This is a genomic window from bacterium (assembly GCA_019637795.1).
Taxonomy (GTDB): Bacteria; Desulfobacterota; Binatia; order HRBIN30; family CADEER01; genus JAHBUY01.
Genome location: JAHBUY010000001.1, coordinates 901,766 through 919,408, shown reverse-complemented (window position 1 = coordinate 919,408; position 17,643 = coordinate 901,766). Strand labels below are relative to the sequence as shown.

Genomic DNA, 17,643 nt, shown 5'->3' with positions numbered 1-17,643 from the left:
CGCGCCGCGCCGCCGTCGCCGCGCCGGTCGAACCAGGCCGGCGCTACCGCTGCGGCCGGTCGATCCATTTGAAGGGGGGCGGTGGAGTGTAGCCGCGGAACGCGGTGAGCAGCGCCGCGGGGTCGTCGGCCACCAGCAGCATCGCCCGGTGGGCCGGGGCCAGGAAGCGGGCGGCGACGGCGCTGTCGAGGAAGGCGAGCAGGGGGGCGAAGTAACCGTCGACGTCGAGCAGCCCGACTGGCTTGGCGTGCAGGGCGAGTTGGGCCCAGGTGAGGATCTCGAACAGCTCGTCGAGGGTGCCGAGGCCGCCCGGCAGGGCGACGAAGCCGTCGGCCAGGTCGGCCATCAGGGCCTTGCGTTCGTGCATCGAGCCGACGACCCGCAGGTCGGCGAGCCCGTGATGCGCCACCTCGCGGTCCACCAGGGCGCGGGGGATGACGCCGACGACCTCGCCGCCGGCTGCCAGGGCGCTGTCGGCGAGCCGGCCCATGAGGCCGACGCTGGCGCCCCCGTAGACGAGCCCGATTCCGGCCTCCGCCAGCGCTCGGCCGAGGCGTTCGGCCGCGCGGGCGAATTCCGGCGAGTTTCCGGGGCTGGAGCCGCAGAAGACACAGACTCTGCGCAGTCGGACGTCGGCCATCAAAAAAGTGACGCTCGGTTTGAAAGCAGAATTCCGGTGACAGCCCGCCGCGAGCGCGAGCCGTCCGACGTGGTGGTCAGCACGCCATAACCGTTCGCAATGCGCCATGCACCTGACACGGCACGGAACTTGGTGATGGGCATCGCCCCATGGCGAAGGGAGAACGAGCAATGGCAGTCGTGACCGTGAAGATGCCCAAAACCGTCGACCCGCCGCAGCGTCCGTGGACGGGCGACGAGGAGTCGATCGGCGTCCTGCGCGACATGATCCAGGGCGGCGAGATCCTGCCCGCGCAGTTGCCGAGCGCGTCGCACTGGACCCCGGAGGTGCGCCTCGCGGCGGCGGTGCTGGCGCAGGCGATCGCCGACGTGCGCTGGCGTCGGCCGGACGGGCGCGACCGCATCCGCGCCAACGCGGCGCTGCGCTGGGTGCGGTCCGACGACGGCCAGTGGCCGTACTCGTTCCTGCGCATCTGCGAGGTGCTGCGGATCGAGCCGGAGTGGGTGCGCGACCGGGTGAACGCCTGGCTGCGCGAGCGCGTCGCCGGCCGCGCCGTGGTTCGCCAGGCCGCCTGACGCGGCGCGCGGCGCGGCGCCGGCCTCAGCCACCGGCGCTCGCCCGCAGCCGCGAGCGGACGCTGCCGAGCTCGCCGATCTCCACCGGCACGCCGGCGCGATAGGCGAGCACCAGACCGGAGAAGGGCGAGACGCGCGCGCCGGCGGTGACGATGCCGGCCAGGTTGAGCGGGTCGGCGGCGGCGACCACCACCACCTGCTCGTCGCGCCGCCGGCGCACGCTGCGCAGGGCGTCCAGCGCCTCCGGCAGCGCGAACTGCTCGCCGACGAAGCCGTCGACGAAGCGCCCGCCGCGGATCTCACCGCGCGCTTCCAGGCGGCGCAGCGCGGCGAGCAGCGCCCGCCACGCTGGCAGGCCGCGTTCGCGTGCCAGCAGGTCGCGGAACACGACGCCCCAGCGCAGCAACAGGCGGCGCGCGGCGCGCTCGGCTCGCTGCGGTGGGTCGCGGTCCGTCGCGGACTGCTCGCGCAGCAGCGCCCAGCGGCCGACCGGCATGAGTCGGCGCGTCCCGCCGCCCGCCAGTGCCCGCAGGTGGGTGCCGCGGCGCGGCCGCCGCTCGTGCTCCGGGAGCAGCAGGGTGCGCAGGCCGGCGATGCCGTCGCCGGTCACCAGCCCGGCGGCGACCAGTTCCCACAGACCGTCCTCGACCTCGCTCGGCAGCCGCCCGAGCGCGCGCGCGATGTCGGCGAGGAAGGAGGCGCCGCGGCTCCGCAGATGGGCGAACACCGCTTGGGCGACCGGCGTCCGCTCGTTCAGCACCGCGACCTCGTCGTCGAGCGGCGCCAACAGTTCCCCGAGATCGGCGCGCAACGCCAGGGCGAGCGGCGCGCTGCGGGTCGGCGCCTGGCGGCGGCGCGCGGGGGCGGCGTCCTGCGCGCCGTCATCGGTGGTCGGCGGCGACAGTCGGCCCCACACGACCTCGCCGGCGAGACAGAGGTGTTCGAGATCGCCGGCGTCGTACTCCTCGATGCGCGCCGGCAGCACGTCGCGCTCCCAGGCGGGGCCCGGCAGCTCCAGCCCCTGCAGTTGCGCGATCGCCAGTCGCACGCCGTCGCGGCCGCGCAGGCGCGCGTGCGGCGCCGCGTGCTGCCAGGCGAACAGGAAGCGCATGAAGTCGGCCGGCGCCACCGCCTCGATCTCGGCCCGCAGGCGGTTGAGGGTCAGCCGGTGGATGCGTGCCAGGAGGCCGCGCGCGCACCACTCCGGTCCCGGCGCGCCAGGGGTGAAGCGACCGCGCAGCACGTTGCCGTCCGCCTCGAGCCGCTCGAGCGCCGCCTCGACCGTCGCGAGGTCGAAGCCGAGCCGCTGCGCCAGCGCCGCCGCCGTCGTCGGTCCGAGACAATCCATCCAGCCGCCGACGATGGCGCGGACCGCGTCGAGGCGCTCGGAGAGCGGGCGGTCGCCATACGCGTCCCGCACCAGCGCGCCGCGCTCGGCGGCGGCGTAGGACGCGCCCGTCATCACCGCGACGCGCCCCGCGGCCCGCAGCGACTCGAGCCAGTGCCGCCAGGCGGCGGCGTCGGCGGCGGGCAGGACCCCCAACGTCAGCAACGCGTCGTGGACCTCCTCGGCGTCGCGCGGCGCCGGCCAGGCCTGGTGCCGCACCTCGGCGATCGCCGCCGCGTCGAGCGCGCCGACGCCGGCGGCGAGGTCGGGATCGGTGCGGCGCAGCGCCACGGCGCGCGCCCGCCGCTCCTCCAGCGGCGCGTCGTCGAGGAAGGCGTAGGGATTGGCGTTGAGCAGCTCGTGCGACAGCGGCGACGGCGCCGCGCTCTCCACCGCCAGCGTGCCGATCGCGCCCGACTCGATCCCCTCCAGCACCGCCTGCAGGCCGTCGGCGTCCATCGCCTCGTCGAGGCAGTCGGCGATCGTCTGGTCGACCAGCGGGTGCGGCGGCGGCTCGATCGGGCCGGGGTGGTTGTCGCCACAGGCCGCCTGGGCGGGAAAGACGGCGGCCAGGAGGTCGTCGGCGCGCATGCGCTGCAGCGGCATCGGCACGCGGCGTCCGCCGCTGACGCGCGGCAGCGCCAGCGCCCGGGTGGCGTTCCAGCGCCAGCGGGTGCCGAACATCGGCGCCTGCAGCGCCGCCTGGACGAGATCGTCGCGGAAGCGGTGCGCGCGCACCATGCCGAAGACGGTCTCGAGCGGGAAGCTGTGCTGCTCGCCGAGCGAGATGACGATGCCGTCGTCGGTCGCCGCCGCCTGCAGCTCGAAGTCGAACGTCAGGCAGAAACGCTTGCGCAGCGCCAGGCCGAAGGCGCGGTTGATGCGGCCGCCGAAGGGCGCGTGCAGGACGAGCTGCATGCCGCCGGCTTCGTCGAAGAACCGCTCGGCGATGATGGTGTCCAGCGTCGGCACGGCGCCGAGCGCCGCGACGCTGGCGCGCAGGTAGGCGACGAGCTGCTCGGCGCCGGCGGCGTCGACGTGCGCCTCGCGCATCGCCCAGCGCGCTGCCGCGTCGACATCGCCGGCCCGTCTCGCCAGCTCGCGCCGCAGGTCGGCGACCGCCGCCGACAGCTCGGCGGTGCGCGCCGGCGACTCGCCGAGCCAGAACGGCATGGTCGGGGTCGCGCCGGTGGCGTCGACGACGCGCACCCGGCCGGCCTCGACGCGGCGGATGCGCCAGGCGTGGTGGCCGAGCTGGAAGACGTCGCCGGCGAGGCTCTCGATGGCGAAGTCCTCGTTGACCGTGCCGAGGCGGGCGTTGGTGGCGTCCTCGACCACCTCGTAGTCGGCGGTGTCCGGAATCGCGCCGCCGCCGGTGATCGCGGTGAGCCGGGCGCCGCGCCGCGGCCGGGCGATGGCGTGGACGCGGTCGAGGTGGAGGTAGCTGGCGCGCCGCCCGCGCCGCGTCGCCACGCCCTCGGCGAGCATGTCGAGCACCGCGTCGAAGGTCGCGCGCGGCAGGTCCCGGTACGGATGGGCGCGTCGCGCCAGGGCGAACAGCTCGTCGACCGCGATCTCCTCCTCGCTGGCGACCGTGGCCACCAGTTGCTGCGCCAACACGTCGCGGCTGCCAATGGGGATCGTCAGGGCGTCGAGGACGCCGGCCTCGACGGCACGCACCGCGGCGGCGCACTGCACCAGCTCGTCGCGGGTGAAGGGGAAGAGCACGCCCTCGGGCACGGCGCCGATGGAGTGGCCGGAGCGGCCGACGCGCTGCAGGAGCTGCGCCAGCGAGCGCGGCGCGCCGAGGGCGCAGACCAGGTCGACGGCGCCGACGTCGATCCCCAGCTCGAGCGAGCCGGTGGCCACCACCACCGGCAGCGCGCCGCTCTTCAGGCCCGATTCCACGGCGAGCCGCTGCTGGCGCGACATGCTGCCGTGGTGGGCGCCGACCCGCGCCTCGCCGAGGCGTTCGCCGAGCGCGTGCGCGACGCGCTCGACCAGACGGCGGGTGTTGACGAAGACGATCGTCGTGCGGTGCTGTCCCACCAGCGCGGCGATGCGGTCGTATACCGCGCCGCGCAGCTCCTGGCTGGCGATGGCGCCGAGCTCCTGATCGGGAACCTCGACGCGCAGCCGCAGGTCGCGCCGGTGGCCGGCATCGACGACCGCGCAGCGCGGCGCGCCGTCGGGTGCGTCGCGTCCGCTGCCGACCAGCAGGCGCGCCACCTCGGCGATCGGCTTCTGCGTCGCCGACAACCCGATGCGCTGCAGGCCGCCGCCCACCAGGCGGTCGAGCCGCTCGACCGACAGCGCCAGGTGGGCGCCGCGCTTGTCGCCGGCGACGGCATGGATCTCGTCGAGGATCAGGGTGGAGGCCTGGCGCAGCAGGGCTCGGCTGCCGGCGGCGGTGAGCAGGATGTAGAGCGATTCCGGGGTGGTGATGAGGATGTGCGGCGGATGCCGCGCCTGCAGTTGGCGCTCGCGGGCCGGGGTGTCGCCGGTGCGCACCGCGACGCGGATCTCGGGCAGCGGGGTGCCGGCGGCGGCGGCGCGCGCCGCGATGCCGGCCAGCGGCGCCTGCAGGTTCTTCTGCACGTCGTTGCCGAGCGCCTTGAGCGGCGAGACGTAGACGACGTGGATGCGGTCCTCGAGCGCGCCGGCGAGGGCGCGGCGGGCGAGGTCGTCGAGCGCGGCGAGGAAGGCCGCCAGCGTCTTGCCCGACCCGGTCGGCGCCGCGAGCAGCGTGTCGCGCCCGGCCGCGATGTGCGCCCAGCCGGCGCGCTGCACGGCGGTCGGCTCGGCGAACGTCTCGTCGAACCAGCCAGCGACCAGCGGATGAAACACGGGTCAGGTGTACCGCACGGACCGTGCCCCGGCTACTGCTTGACGCCGCCCGGGGCGCGGTGCTGTCGTCGCGGCATGCGCTGGACGTCGATCGCGTCGGTCGTGCTCGCCGCCGGCGTGCTCGCGCTCGCGCCGGCGCGCGCCGCGGACGACGACTGGGGCGGCGCGCGCACCTTCGAGGGCGAGGCGGGCGACTGGCGCCCCCTCGACAGCATGCCGGACGAGGCGATGCCGAGGGAGTCGATGCCGGACGAGTCCATGCCGCTCGACGGGCCGGTCGACAGTCGGCGCACGGATTCCGAGGACGACGAGGGCGCCGCGGTGGCGCCGCGGCCGCGCGAGATGATGGGGATCGGCGACGACGCGTCCCGTCATCGCGAGCGCAAGCCGCAGCACGGCGAGCTGCAGGAGGCGGTGCCGGTCGACGACGACGGCGTGCAGCCCGCGCCGGGCGCCGTCGAGCCGCTGGGGCACGGACCGAACGACTGACCTCCCCCGGGTGGGGTCACTTGGGCGCGAGAGCAGGCGCGCGCCCCGTGCTCGTCGGTCGGCGGGCTACTGCCGCCCGACCGCCAACGGTGGAGCCGGATGCCGCGGGAACGGCATCGCCGGCCGGGACGGACGGCGCGTCAGCACCGCCCGTCCCGGCCGCATTGCTCAGGACGACGAGTCCCTGCGGCGCCGGAATGCCAGCAGGGCGATGAGACTCAGCATCGTCACCGCGACGAGCAGGGCCGTCCTGGACAGCGCTGGCGCCGGCGCCGGCGCGGTTGCGCACTGCGTCGGGCTGACCAGCATCGAACAGGTGTCGTAGGCGTAGATGCACTCGCCGAGCGCGAGCGGCGGATTGACCGGGATGTTGAACTTGCCGGAGCCGTTCGACATGCCCATGCCGATCACCGAATCCGGCGCCTGACAGGGCGGCATGCTCGGCGTCGTCCCGCCGCCGCCGATCTTGCAGATGTCGATGAGGCAGTTCGGCGACCCGTTGCCGCCGACGGAGCCATCGCCGACCTCGACGCCGCCGTCGAGCGACGGCGGGCTCGGGGTGGCGGTCGCCGTCGCGACCGGCGTCTGAGTGACCGTCGCCGTATTGGCCGGCGTCCTGGTGACCGTCGCCGTGCCCGTCGCCGTGCGCGTCGAGGAGCTCGTCGGCGTGTTGCTCACGGTAGCGGTCGCCGTCGCCGTGCGCGTCGCGGTGCTGGTAGCCGTGGCGCTGGCGGTCGGCGTATCGTCCGGGGTCCCGGTGACGGTCGGGGTGTCCTCCGCAGTCGGCGTAACGGTCGGGGTGTCCTCCGGCGTCGGCGTGTTGGTCGGGGTGTCCTCCGCAGTCGGCGTGTTGGTCGGGGTGTCCTCCGGCGTCGGCGTGTTGGTCGGCGTGTCCTGCGGCGTATCGGTGACCGTGGCGGTCGCCGTGCGCGTCGCCGTCCGGGTGGCGGTCGCCGTCCCGGTGCGCGTCGCCGTCCTCGTGGCGGTGCGCGTCGCTGTCCTGGTCGCCGTCCGGGTCGGCGTGTGCGCGGTGCAGACCGACGCGCCGCCCGAGGCTCCAGCACAGGTACACGAATAGCCGGTCGTAATGGTGCAATCGTTATTGCATCCGTCGCCGTTGACCATGTTGCCGTCGTCGCACTCTTCGGGCGAGACGCAGATGCCGCTCGGGCCGCTGAAATTGCAGACGGCGACCGCCGCCCGGGAACCGGCGAGCGCGACGATGGCGATCGCGATGGCGACCAGGCCCATCTGCCGGAGGGCCGACTCGAAGGGAGGCCGGGAAACGTTGAGCGTCGGGAGGATCCTCTGCCTGCGCATATTCGACTCCTTTCGAATCGCGGGGGGCATCATAGCCCATACCGGTCGGCAACAAAGGCTCAATTTTGCCAACCGCCGAAGCGCTGTCCCCGTTTTCGACGGCCGGCGCGGTGTGTAGCAGATCAGAGGGCAAAACCGCAATCTTGCTGCGTCGAGGGGCCGCCCGACAGACCTGAACCGGCCTTCAGTGGATCTGGCCGCCGTCGGCGGGCAGCGAGGTCCAGAGCCCGTAGTCGTTGCTGGGGAGGAGTTGCAGGTCGTCGAGGGAGTAGTTGCCGCGGTGGGTGTCGTAGGCGTCGTACCAGCCGAGCGGCACCTCGTAGACCTGGCGGGTGGACGGATCGTAGACCCGTTCGACGCTGCGCAGGGTGTCGGAGCGCTGCTCGGCGAGAATGTCCGATGCCTGGGTGCGCTGTTGCCAGCCTTCGGCGATCAGGTCGGAGGTCTCGCTCAGCGTGCGCCCGGCCTGCGCGACGGCGCCCCAGAGCTGGCTCGACTGCAGGCGGCACCAGTCGATGTACGCTTGGGTGACGGTGAAGCTGTCGAGACTGGCGATCAGCGTCGCCTCGACGGTCTGCAACTCGCGCATCGGCGCGGTGACGCCGAGGATGATGCTGCCGTAGCCGGTGCCGCCGCCGGGAACGCCGGTGAAGGGCATGAAGACCCAGGTGGTGCCGAGCCACTGGCCCTGGCCGACGGCCTCGCCATCCCTGAACACGCCGCGCACCAGGGCGGCATCGCCACCCGGGAAGACGGAGGACTGCGGCGTCGTCGTCACCGCGGTGAGGTCGGTCAGCGGCGGGAACTCGGGTAGGAACTCCCTGGCGGCCTTCATCGCCGCGATCCGCGGCCAGTGGGCGAAGAAGTTCTCGGCGGTCAGCGGGTCGACCGCGGGGGCATCCAGCCAGGTGATGAAGTTGTAGCCGCCACCATCGATGTAGGCCTGATCGATCTGGCGCTGCGCCTCCTTCAGGTACACGGGTCCGATGAGCCCGAAGTAGAAGGCCTGGCGCATCGGCACCGCCGGGTCGCGCAGCAGGATGCCCAGTGTGCTGCAGACGCCGCCGATGTGGACCTCCCAACCCTTCGGCTTGCGGATGCTGAAGAAGTTGGCGCCGACGTCGAAGAGCTCGAGCGTCGTCGACATCGTCGGCGTGCGGGTCGGCGTTCGCGTCGGCGAGCCGGGCGTGGCCGTCGGCGTCGGCGCGGTCTGACAGCCGAGCAACGCGTGGGTGACGGCGACGATCAGCTCCTCGACCGTGATCGCGCCGTCGCCGTTGCGATCGCACGCCGCGCAGGCGGACACCGGCGCGCCGCCGAGGGCGACGGTCACGCCGGTGATCAGCTCGTTGATGGTCACCGTGCCGTCGCCATCGCAATCGCCGACGCACGGGGCGGCATCGGCACGTTGGAATGCCGCCCCGCCGATGGCGATCGCGATGGCGAACGCCAACACTCCGCCGCGCCCGCGCGTGCGCATCTCGTCCTCCAGTGAAGCGGAGGAGCACACCCCGTGCCCAGGTTCGCGTTGCCGCGAGGCGGTGCCCCCGCGGCGCGCCACTTCTCGGCGCTGGGAAGAGGCGAGAAGGCGTTTGTCGGCGTGGCGGCGGATCAGCCGCCGGTGCGCTGGACGGGGCGCGAGGTCGCGAGGCCCTCGGTCTCGGGCTGGTCGGGCAGGGGTTTGCCGGCGACGCGGGCGTTGATGGCGGGGGCGAGCAGGCGCAGGACGCTGACCGACAGGGCGCTGGTGAACTCGTACTTGTCCGAATCCTGGCCGGGGACGAAGGCGGTGATGACGCCGAAGTAGCGGTCGCCGACGTAGAACGTGAACGTCGCGGTGCGGCTGACGGCGCGCGACGACTTGAGAAAGCCGCCGCGGGCGAAGGTCTTGAAGCGATTGTCGCCCGAACCGGTCTTGCCGCCGGTGGGAATGGGCTTGCCGTTGGCGTCCTTGAAAGCGCCGGCGAGGCGGCGGGCGGTGCCGGCCTCGACGACGGTGGCGAGCGCGCCGCGCAGCGCCCGGGCGACCTCGGGGCGCATCACCTGCTCGCCGGCCTTCGGGTCGGGGACCATCACCGTCTCGTACGGCGTGCCCTCGGCGAAGTGGAGCTCGGTGAGGCGGAGCATCGGCAGGCGCTTGCCGTCGTTGACGACGATGCCCATCAGGTCGGCGAGCGCCGCCGGGCGATCCGAGGAGCTGCCGATCGCCGTCGCCAGCGACGGCACCAGGTGCTTGAAGGGGAAGCCGAGCCGCTGCCAGTACGGCGTCATGCGCGCGAAGGCGTCGCGCTCGATGTAGATGCGCATGCGGGTGCGCTGCGCCTGGCCGAGCTTGGCGCGCAGCAGCCACTGCGACACCTGGCCGCGAGCGGCGGCGCTGCGCTCGAGGAGCGCGTCCCAGTTGGTGCCCGGCTCGTGCACCAGCTCGCCCGCGGTCCACACCTCGAGCGGGTGGCGGCCGACCAGGTAGCCGTAGTCGAGCAGGGTGAGCTTGCCGCCGTAGGCGCGCATCAGGCGCTGCACGGTGGCGTCGTCGACCGGCGACCCGAGGGTGCGCAGCCAGTCGCCGAGCTGCGCCGGCGTCGTGCCGATCTTCCAGGCGTAGAAGAGGACCGCGAGCTGGCGCGGGTTCTTGGCCTTCGAGCCGAGCAGCTTGGCGACCGCCGCGTCGGTGGTCAGGCCATGGTAGCGGCTGAAGGCGCGCTCGAGATGCTGCTGCGCCTCGTCGTCGGCGAGCTGGGCGACGAGGCGTTCGCGATCGGGGTACTTGGGGTCGTTCAGCAGCGCGTCGGCGTCGTAGGGCAGGCGCGCCGTGTGGTAGCGCACCAGGTCGCGCATGGTGCGCACGAACACCAGGTTGTTCGAGGTGCGCAGGCCATCGCGCAGCATCAGGGTCGGCGGGTTGTCCTTGGTGAAGTTGCCGAACACGTGCTGGCCGCCGCCGGTGAAGAAGGTCTCGCCGGTGCTGGTCGAGTACTTGCGATCGAGCGACCGCTGCAGCAGGTCGTCGAGCGCGATGTCGGGCGTCGCCGCCAGCGTCTCCGCCGCCCAGGCGGTGAGCGGGTCGCTGGTCTTCTTCGCCTTGGCCAGCGCCGTCAGCTCCTCGCGCGGCCGGCCGGCCAGCTCGTCGCGCAGCAGCGCCACCACCTCGAGGTAGTGCGCGGCGGTGCGCATCTTCGCCGTGCTGCCGAGGTCGAGCTTGACGCCGCCGTTGATGTCGAACGGCCGGTCGAGGTTGTCGGCGTTGACGCGCAGGAAGTTGCCCTGCGGCGTGCGCTCGAAGAGCATCAGGCTGTAGACCACCTGCGTGGGATCGGCGTTGCGCAGCAGGCGCTCGCCGGTCAGGCCGTTGGCGCGCACGAACTTCTCGTCGCCCAGGTTGGCGAACAGGCGTTCGACGGTGTTCTGCAGCGGCAGATCGATGGTGCCGTCGGCCTCGAGGTGGAGGCGATCGAGCTCGTAGAAGCTCGGCACGTCGAGATACTGCAGCAGGGTGGTGCGGATCGCGTTCGGCGCCTTCTTGTGGGCGAACGGCAGCGGCGGCGCGACCGGGGCGCGGCTGAGGAACTCGATCGGCGCCTCGCGCACGGCGGCGGCGAGGGCCGGCTCGATGACGCCGCCGTTCTCGAGCAGGCGGGTGTACTCGTTGACCTTCTGGTTGAGCGCCAGGCGATCGCGCTGCAGGTAGTAGGTCGGAGCGCGCAGCGCGATGACCAGGGCCAGGGCGTGCTTGTAGGCGCTGGCGCGCTCCTCGAGCGGCGCCTCCGGGTTGGCGAGGCGCGCCTTCACGTCCTTCAGGTCGATGCCGAACCAGGCGTAGAGCGCATCGCCCATGCCGTAGATCTCGCCATAGCCCGGCGCGGCGGCGAGCGGCGCGGTGTTGAGGTAGTCGACGACGATCTGGCGCCGCCAGCCGCGGGTGTCGGCGCCCTCGCGATAGGCCTTGAGGGTGGCGCCAGCGACCTGACGCAGCTTGTCGAGCGGCGAGCTGGTGCGACCGTCGGGCGAGTGGCGGTACTTTTCGAGCTGGATGGCGAGGGTGCTGCCGCCCTGGATCGGCACGTTCAGGCCGAGCTTGCTGCCGGTGTAGAGCAGGCTCGCCTTGGCCATGCGATCCCACTCGATGGCCGGGTTCGAACGCGGGTCGATCGGCGCCAGCAGCTCGCGGTTCTCGATGAAGAGCAGGGTCTGGACGAGCAGCGGCGGCACGTCGTCGAAGCTGCGGAAGGCGCGCGCCGACCGCGCCGCGTCGTACAGCCGCGTGCCGTTCATGCCGTGGATGGTGAGACCGGCGACGAGCGGCTCGCGGTAGGGCGGGGCGATGTCGAGGTCGAGGAGCTGGATCAGCTCCGGCGAGACCACCGCCTGGCGATCGACGATGAAGCCGCGCTCCTCCAGGCGGCGCTGGAAGTCGCCGATGCGCGAATAGCCGAGGCGGTCGTCGAACGGCGCGCCGCGCGGGAAGGCGATGCTCGGGCTCGCGCCCTCGGCGACCTTGTAGGTGATCTTCGCCGTGTAGCGCGGCAGCAGATAGGCCTGCAGGGCCGAGGTCTGCAGCTCGTAGCCGATGGCCACCGCGATGCTGACCGCCAGCAGGACGGCGAACGACCAGAAGACGAAGCGGACGAAGCGCCGCCGCCGGCGCGGAGCGGCAGCGAGGCTGCCGCTGAGATCGGGCGATGACGAAGCGTGTCCTACGAGAACGTCAGCGCCCATTGCCGTGGTCGACCGCGAAGCAACTATGCGACCACGGCGAGGATCACGCAAGCGGCATTTTGTAAGATGCCGCGGCCGGCGCGCCGGCCGCGGGGGATGAGCAAATCTCGGCCATGGTCGCCAGCCGCCGGGTGAATCAGATCTGGGTGCTGACGGCTTCCTCGCGGTCGAGCGGCTCGGGGCGCTGCTCGATCGGCTGCCAGCGGCGCGACAGCTCGCCCATGTAGAGCTGGCGCGGGCGGCTGATCTTCTGCTCGGGATCGCGCACCATCTCGGCCCACTGGGCGAGCCAGCCGGAGCAGCGCGGGATGGCGAAGAGGACCGGGAACATGGTCACCGGGAAGCCCATCGCCTGGTAGATGATGCCGGAGTAGAAGTCGACGTTCGGGTAGAGCTTGCGGGAGACGAAGTATTCGTCCTGCAGGGCGATGCGCTCGAGCTCGAGGGCGATGTCGATCAGCGGGTTCTTGCCGGTCACCTCGAAGACCTCGTAGGCGAGCTTCTTGATGATCGTGCCGCGCGGATCGAAGTTGCGGTAGACGCGGTGGCCGAAGCCCATCAGCCGGCCCTTGCCGGACTTGAAGTCCTTGATCGCCGCCGGGACCTTGTCCACCGAGCCGATCTCCTGGAGCATGCGGATGACCGCCTCGTTGGCGCCGCCGTGCAATGGGCCGTAGAGGGCGGCGACGCCGGCGGCGACCGCGGAGTAGGGGTCGACGCGCGAGCTGCCCACCGAGCGGACCGCGTTGGTGGAGCAGTTCTGCTCGTGGTCGGCGTGGAGGATGAACAGGACGTCGAGGGCGCGCTCGAGCACCGGGTTCGGCCGGTAGACGCGCTCCCCCATCATGAACAGCATCTGCAGGAAGTTGCCGGTGTAGCTGAGCTCGTTGTCGGGATAGACGTAGGGCAGGCCGCGGGTGCGCCGGAAGGCGAAGGCGGCCAGGGTCGGCAGCTTGCCGATCAGGCGGCGGGTCTGCAGGCGGCGCACCTCGATGTCGTCGACGTTCTTCGCCTCCGGGTAGAAGGTCGAGAGGGCGCCGATGGTGCTGACCAGCATGCCCATCGGGTGGGCGTCGTAGCGGAAGCCCTCCATGAACTTCTTCACGTTCTCGTGGATCAGCGTGTGGACGGTGATGTTGTGGCGCCACATCTCGAAGCGCTTCACGTCCGGCAGCTCGCCCTTGACGATCAGATAGGCGGTTTCGAGGTAGTTGCTGTGCTCGGCGAGCTCCTCGATCGGGTAGCCGCGGTACTGGAGAATGCCGCGGTCGCCGTCGATGTAGGTGATCCGGCTCTTGCACGACGCGGTGTTGGTGAAGGCCGGATCGTAGGCCATGAGGCCGAAATCGTCGTCGCTCGTCTTGATCTGGCGCAGGTCGGCGGCGCGAATGGCGCCGTGCTCGATGGGCAGCTCGTAGTGCTTGCCGGTGCGGTTGTCGGTGATCGTCACGGTGTCCTTCGGCATGGCGTCCTCCGTCTGCGCGTCCGCGCCCCGGGCGGGCGCGTTGGGCGGGTTCGATCCACCGCATCAGTAGCGGTCGGGGGCGCGGCCCACAACAACCCCGACGCGGCGCGCCATGGGAATTGCTGATGCCGCGGATGTCGAAACGCGCTATGAAGCCGCGACCAGTTCGCGTCCGACGGAGAACGCCATGCCCGAATCGTACAAGATCTTCGGCAACGAGTTGTCCCCCTATTCGGTGAAGGTGCGCTCGTACCTGCGCTACAAGCACATCCCGCACGAATGGGTGGTGCGCACGCCGGCGGTGGAGGAGGAGTTCGCGCGCTACGCCAAGCTGCCGCTGGTGCCCCTGGTGGTGACGCCCGACGGGCGCGGCATCCAGGATTCGACCCCGATCATCGAGCAGCTCGAAGCGCGGTTTCCCGAACCGTCGATCCACCCGCCCGACCCCGCCGTCGCGTTCGTCTCGGCGTTGATCGAGGAGTACGCCGACGAGTGGGGCAACAAGCCGATGTTCCACTATCGCTGGTTCTACCCCGCCGATCAGGACTCGGCCGGCGAACGCCTGGCGCGCAGCATGATGCCGGGCCTCGCCGAGGACCAGGTCGCCGGCGGCGTGGCGATGATCAAGCAGCGCATGATCCCGCGCCTCGCCTTCGTCGGCTCCACCGAGGCCACCAAGGGCCCGATCGAGGATTCGTACCGCCGCCAGTTGGCGATCCTCGAGCGCCACCTCGCCACCCGCACCTACCTGTTCGGCGAGCGGCCGGCCTTCGCCGACTTCGGGCTCTACGCGCAGCTCTATCAGCTCTCGACCGACCCCACGCCGTCGGCGCTGATGCGCGAGCGCGCGCCGCGCGTCGTGCGCTGGATCCAGGAGATGCTCGGACCGCGCGCCGAGGGCGATTTCGAACCATGGGCCGCGCTGGCGCCGACCCTGATGCCGCTGCTGCGCGACGAGATCGGCGCCGTCTTCCTCCCCTGGTCGACCGCCAACGCCCGGGCGCTGGCCGCCGGCGAGAAGGAATTCACCGTCGAGCTCAACGGCGTTCCCTTCACCCAGGAGACGCAGAAGTACCACGCCAAGTCGCTCGCCGCCCTGCAGGCGCGCTATGCCGCGGTGGCCGACAAGTCGGCGCTCGATCCGATCCTCGCGGAGGCCGGGTGCCTCGATTGGCTGCGGCACGAATGAACACGCCCCGTTCCTGCGGATAACCGTCCCGCCGCGCGGCGGAGGCCTCCGCGTTCATCGGGGTGGTGGGGCGACGGGGTCTGTGCTCGTCCGTGTTCGGCCCATGGGCCCGCCCGCGCTGCCTCCCAATGCGCACCGAACTCCCCGCCGTCCCTTCGATCGCCTTCCGTCCTGGAGATCGCCGTCCCGCCGCGCGGCGGAGGCCCCCGCGTTCATCGGGGTGGTGGGGCGACGGGGTCTGTGTTCATCCGTGTTCAGCCCATGGGGCCCGCCCGCGCTGCCCCCCAATGCGCACCGAACGCCCCGCCGTCCCTTCGATCGCCTTCCGTCCTGGAGATCGCCGTCCCGCCGCGCGGCGGAGGCCTCCGCGTTCATCGGGGTGGTCTGTGTTCATCCGTGTTCAGCCCATGGGGCCCGCCCGCGCTGCCCCGATGCGCACCGAACCCCCCGCCATCCCTTCGATCGCCTTCCGTCCTGGAGACCGCCGTCCCGCCGCGCGGCGGAGGCCTCCGCGTTCATCGGGGTGGTGGGGCGACGGGGTTTGTGTTCATCTGTGTTCCCGGCAATGGAACCCGCCCGCCTCACCTCGAGTCCGCTCCGCTTGATCGCGCAGGCGATCGGCGGGCCGCGCGCCGTGGCCGGCAAGGCCGCGCGCCTGGGCCGGACGCTGCGTCTGTACGCGGACGGCGCCGAGATCGAGCGCCGGCTGCAGGCGCTGCAGGCGAAGGGGTACATCGCCCAGCGGCCGACGCGGCTCCAGATCCTGTTCGGCGGGCTCGACATGCTGCGCTTCGTGATCGAGCCCGCGTCGCGCGACTACTACCGGCAGAAGGGGATCTCGTTCGGCTTTCACCAGCTCCTGCGGCTGCTCGACGACCCGGTCTCGCTGCTCGATCCCACCGGCTTTCTCTCCGACCGCGACACCATCGTCGGCCACGTCATGCAGGTCGTCCACCTCAACCCGGTCTACGACCTGCAGTTGATCCAGATGTTCCCCGACGGCCTCGAGGACTTCGAACGCCAGGTGCAGGCGATGGTCGACGGCACGCACCCGCGCGCCCGCACCATCGCCGCCATCGTCGAGGATCCCGAGTACCACGCCCGCCTGCTCGACTACGTGCGCCGCTTCCGCCGCGACCCGAACACGCCGCCGCCGGTGCGCGCCGAACAGACGCTGCGCGCCGATCCCGCCTTCGCCGCCGCCGAGCGCCAGTTCGCGACGCTGCCGGGGTTCATCGCCTACTGCAATCGCCTGCCGGCCGATCTCGCGACCCTGTGGCGGCGCCTGCGGGCGACCAAGCGGTATCCGCTGCGCGAGCCGGTGCGCCCGTAGCCGGCCCGGAGCACGGGCGCGCGGGCTCGCGCGCCGCGGGCGCACGTTCGTATTGACTTGTCCGCCGCGGCTGCGCGACTATCCGCGCACTTCAGCACTGACACTCGTTGGACCGGCCGCGGTCCGCGCGCGCTTCGGGGGATCGGGGGACACATGGGCGCCGCAGTCCATTCGCGCAAGCACGGCCTGCCCTGGCAGGTGGTTCCGTTCATCGCGCCGCTCGCGCTGGCGCTCGCGCCGCAGGCGGCGCAGGCGATCAAGTGCACCAAGCCGGCCGACCTCTGCACCGGCGATCCGTGCGTCATCCGCCAGGTCGAGGTGGCGAGCCCGTGCGTGCTCGACTTCGGCGATCGCACGCTGGTGATCGGCGGCACGCTGACGGTTCCGAACGGCGGCACGCTGAATCTGAAGGCGCGCGACATCGACGTGCGCCGCGCCATCGTCGGCCGGCACGCGACGCCGTTCGTCGGCGCCGGCGCCACGATCGCGCTGTCGGCGGTCAACGACATCGACGTCCACTGGCGCATCGACGCCTCCGGCCGCACCGCGCCGGGCCGCATCACCCTCGAGGCCGGCGGCAACGTGCGGCTGATGGGGCCGATCCGCGCCGCGGCGAACGGCCCCAACCCGACGGCGCCCGGCGGCCGCATCGCCATCTCGGCCGGCGGCCGCATCACCGCCAGCGGCCGCGCCCGCATCCGCGCCGAGGGGGCCTCCGGCACCGCGGGCGGCAGCGTCGCGCTCTCGGCGGGCCGCGGTCTGCGGCTCGAGAATCGCATCGGCGCCGACGGACGCGACGGCGGCAGCGTCGCCATCATCTCCACCACCGGCGACATCCGGACCTTCCGCCAGGTGAGCGCCAGCGGCTGGCTCGGCACCGGCGGCAGCGTCGTCACCTTCGCCCAGACCGGCTCGGTCTACCTGCTCGACGACATCGACGCCCAGGGCGTCGGCGGCGGCGGCGCCATCTTCGCCATCGGCGGCACGCTGCTCACCGCCAGCGGGCATCTGCGCGCCCGCGGCAGCTCGCTGGCGGGGGCCGGCGGCACCATCGTCGCCTCCGGTGGCGCGGCCGTCAGCCTGCTCGCCTCCATCTCCGCCGCCGGCACCAGCGGCGGCAGCATCCAGGTGGTGTGCACCGGCGGCGACCTGCGGACCGTCGCGCCGCTGGTGGCCAGTGGCGCGACCGGCGCCGGCGGCAGCATCGCCCTCCGCGCCGCCGGCGCGATGACCGTCGACAGCCTGTGCGACGTCGACGGCCGCGCCGCCGGCGGCGACATCCGGGTCAACGGCCGCAGCGTGACACTCAGCGCTCGCACCCAACTGACCGCCCGCGGCGCGGTCGGCGGCTCCGTCACGGTCACCGGCGACGGCGTGGTGGTGGCCGCACCCGCTCGCATCCAGGTGGACGGCGATCAGCCGAGCGGCCGCATCCGCTTCGACGCTACCGCCGGCGACCTGACGCTGAGCGGCCGGTTCCGCGCCCGCGGCATCGGCGGCAGCATCGAAGGCTCGGCGGCGCGCGCCGTTCTCGCCAACGGCGAGTTCCAGGCCGCCGGCGCCGGCTGCATCGGGCTCTCCGCCGGCACTCGGGTCGACACCAGCGGCGGCCTGTTCGACGTGCCGGTGACCTCGACCTGCCAGTAGGACGGACGGCGCGTCACCGCGGCACGGCACTCGGT

Annotated in this window: 11 protein-coding genes; 5 read left to right on the top strand and 6 right to left on the bottom strand. The window is 72.5% G+C overall.

Annotated elements, in window-relative coordinates:
• Positions 1 to 43 precede the first annotated feature (43 nt).
• Positions 44 to 625 (bottom strand): TIGR00730 family Rossman fold protein, encoded by a 582-nt coding sequence (locus tag KF840_03890; protein ID MBX3024033.1) that lies wholly within the window; start codon positions 623 to 625, stop codon positions 44 to 46.
• 185 nt (positions 626 to 810) lie between these two features.
• On the opposite strand from KF840_03890, the gene KF840_03885 reads away from it, so the two are divergent.
• On the top strand, positions 811 to 1,215 hold the full coding sequence (locus KF840_03885) for a hypothetical protein (GenBank protein MBX3024032.1): 405 nt from the start codon (positions 811 to 813) through the stop codon (positions 1,213 to 1,215).
• Between the two features lie 25 nt (positions 1,216 to 1,240).
• On the opposite strand, the gene KF840_03880 is transcribed toward KF840_03885, so the two are convergent.
• Entirely contained in the window at positions 1,241 to 5,449 is a 4,209-nt protein-coding gene (locus KF840_03880) for a DEAD/DEAH box helicase (GenBank protein ID MBX3024031.1), read from the bottom strand.
• Positions 5,450 to 5,524: 75 nt separating this feature from the next.
• Between KF840_03880 and KF840_03875 the strand changes: the two genes are divergently transcribed.
• Entirely contained in the window at positions 5,525 to 5,938 is a 414-nt protein-coding gene (locus KF840_03875; GenBank protein MBX3024030.1) for a hypothetical protein, read from the top strand.
• Positions 5,939 to 6,106: 168 nt separating this feature from the next.
• On the opposite strand, the gene KF840_03870 is transcribed toward KF840_03875, so the two are convergent.
• The 4 genes from KF840_03870 to KF840_03855 all read right to left on the bottom strand — a co-directional run bounded on the left by KF840_03870 (position 6,107) and on the right by KF840_03855 (position 13,439).
• Positions 6,107 to 7,258 carry a hypothetical protein gene (locus tag KF840_03870; GenBank protein ID MBX3024029.1) on the bottom strand — a complete coding sequence of 384 codons (1,152 nt, stop codon included), beginning with the start codon at positions 7,256 to 7,258 and terminating at the stop codon, positions 6,107 to 6,109.
• A gap of 184 nt (positions 7,259 to 7,442) precedes the next feature.
• Complete coding sequence (locus KF840_03865) at positions 7,443 to 8,738, bottom strand: hypothetical protein (GenBank protein MBX3024028.1); 1,296 nt, start codon at positions 8,736 to 8,738, stop codon at positions 7,443 to 7,445.
• Positions 8,739 to 8,869: 131 nt separating this feature from the next.
• The gene (locus KF840_03860) at positions 8,870 to 11,974 is read right to left on the bottom strand and encodes a transglycosylase domain-containing protein (GenBank protein MBX3024027.1); all 3,105 of its coding nucleotides are present in this window, start codon (positions 11,972 to 11,974) and stop codon (positions 8,870 to 8,872) included.
• Positions 11,975 to 12,110: 136 nt separating this feature from the next.
• Entirely contained in the window at positions 12,111 to 13,439 is a 1,329-nt protein-coding gene (locus KF840_03855; protein ID MBX3024026.1) for a citrate synthase, read from the bottom strand.
• 187 nt (positions 13,440 to 13,626) lie between these two features.
• On the opposite strand from KF840_03855, the gene KF840_03850 reads away from it, so the two are divergent.
• The 3 genes from KF840_03850 to KF840_03840 all read left to right on the top strand — a co-directional run bounded on the left by KF840_03850 (position 13,627) and on the right by KF840_03840 (position 17,608).
• Complete coding sequence (locus tag KF840_03850; GenBank protein MBX3024025.1) at positions 13,627 to 14,628, top strand: glutathione S-transferase family protein; 1,002 nt, start codon at positions 13,627 to 13,629, stop codon at positions 14,626 to 14,628.
• A 565-nt stretch (positions 14,629 to 15,193) separates the two neighbouring features.
• Positions 15,194 to 15,961 carry a hypothetical protein gene (locus tag KF840_03845; protein MBX3024024.1) on the top strand — a complete coding sequence of 256 codons (768 nt, stop codon included), beginning with the start codon at positions 15,194 to 15,196 and terminating at the stop codon, positions 15,959 to 15,961.
• A gap of 153 nt (positions 15,962 to 16,114) precedes the next feature.
• Positions 16,115 to 17,608 (top strand): hypothetical protein, encoded by a 1,494-nt coding sequence (locus KF840_03840; protein MBX3024023.1) that lies wholly within the window; start codon positions 16,115 to 16,117, stop codon positions 17,606 to 17,608.
• Positions 17,609 to 17,643 lie beyond the last annotated feature (35 nt).

What these genes read in the sequence shown, in the direction of transcription:
- KF840_03885 (MBX3024032.1), top strand. Translation starts at nt 811, where the DNA reads ATGGCAGTCGTGACCGTGAAGATGCCCAAAACCGTCGACCCGCCGCAG.
- KF840_03875 (MBX3024030.1), top strand. Translation starts at nt 5,525, where the DNA reads ATGCGCTGGACGTCGATCGCGTCGGTCGTGCTCGCCGCCGGCGTGCTC.
- KF840_03870 (MBX3024029.1), bottom strand. Translation starts at nt 7,258, where the DNA reads ATGCGCAGGCAGAGGATCCTCCCGACGCTCAACGTTTCCCGGCCTCCC.
- KF840_03865 (MBX3024028.1), bottom strand. Translation starts at nt 8,738, where the DNA reads ATGCGCACGCGCGGGCGCGGCGGAGTGTTGGCGTTCGCCATCGCGATC.
- KF840_03860 (MBX3024027.1), bottom strand. Translation starts at nt 11,974, where the DNA reads ATGGGCGCTGACGTTCTCGTAGGACACGCTTCGTCATCGCCCGATCTC.
- KF840_03855 (MBX3024026.1), bottom strand. Translation starts at nt 13,439, where the DNA reads ATGCCGAAGGACACCGTGACGATCACCGACAACCGCACCGGCAAGCAC.
- KF840_03850 (MBX3024025.1), top strand. Translation starts at nt 13,627, where the DNA reads ATGCCCGAATCGTACAAGATCTTCGGCAACGAGTTGTCCCCCTATTCG.
- KF840_03845 (MBX3024024.1), top strand. Translation starts at nt 15,194, where the DNA reads ATGGAACCCGCCCGCCTCACCTCGAGTCCGCTCCGCTTGATCGCGCAG.
- KF840_03840 (MBX3024023.1), top strand. Translation starts at nt 16,115, where the DNA reads ATGGGCGCCGCAGTCCATTCGCGCAAGCACGGCCTGCCCTGGCAGGTG.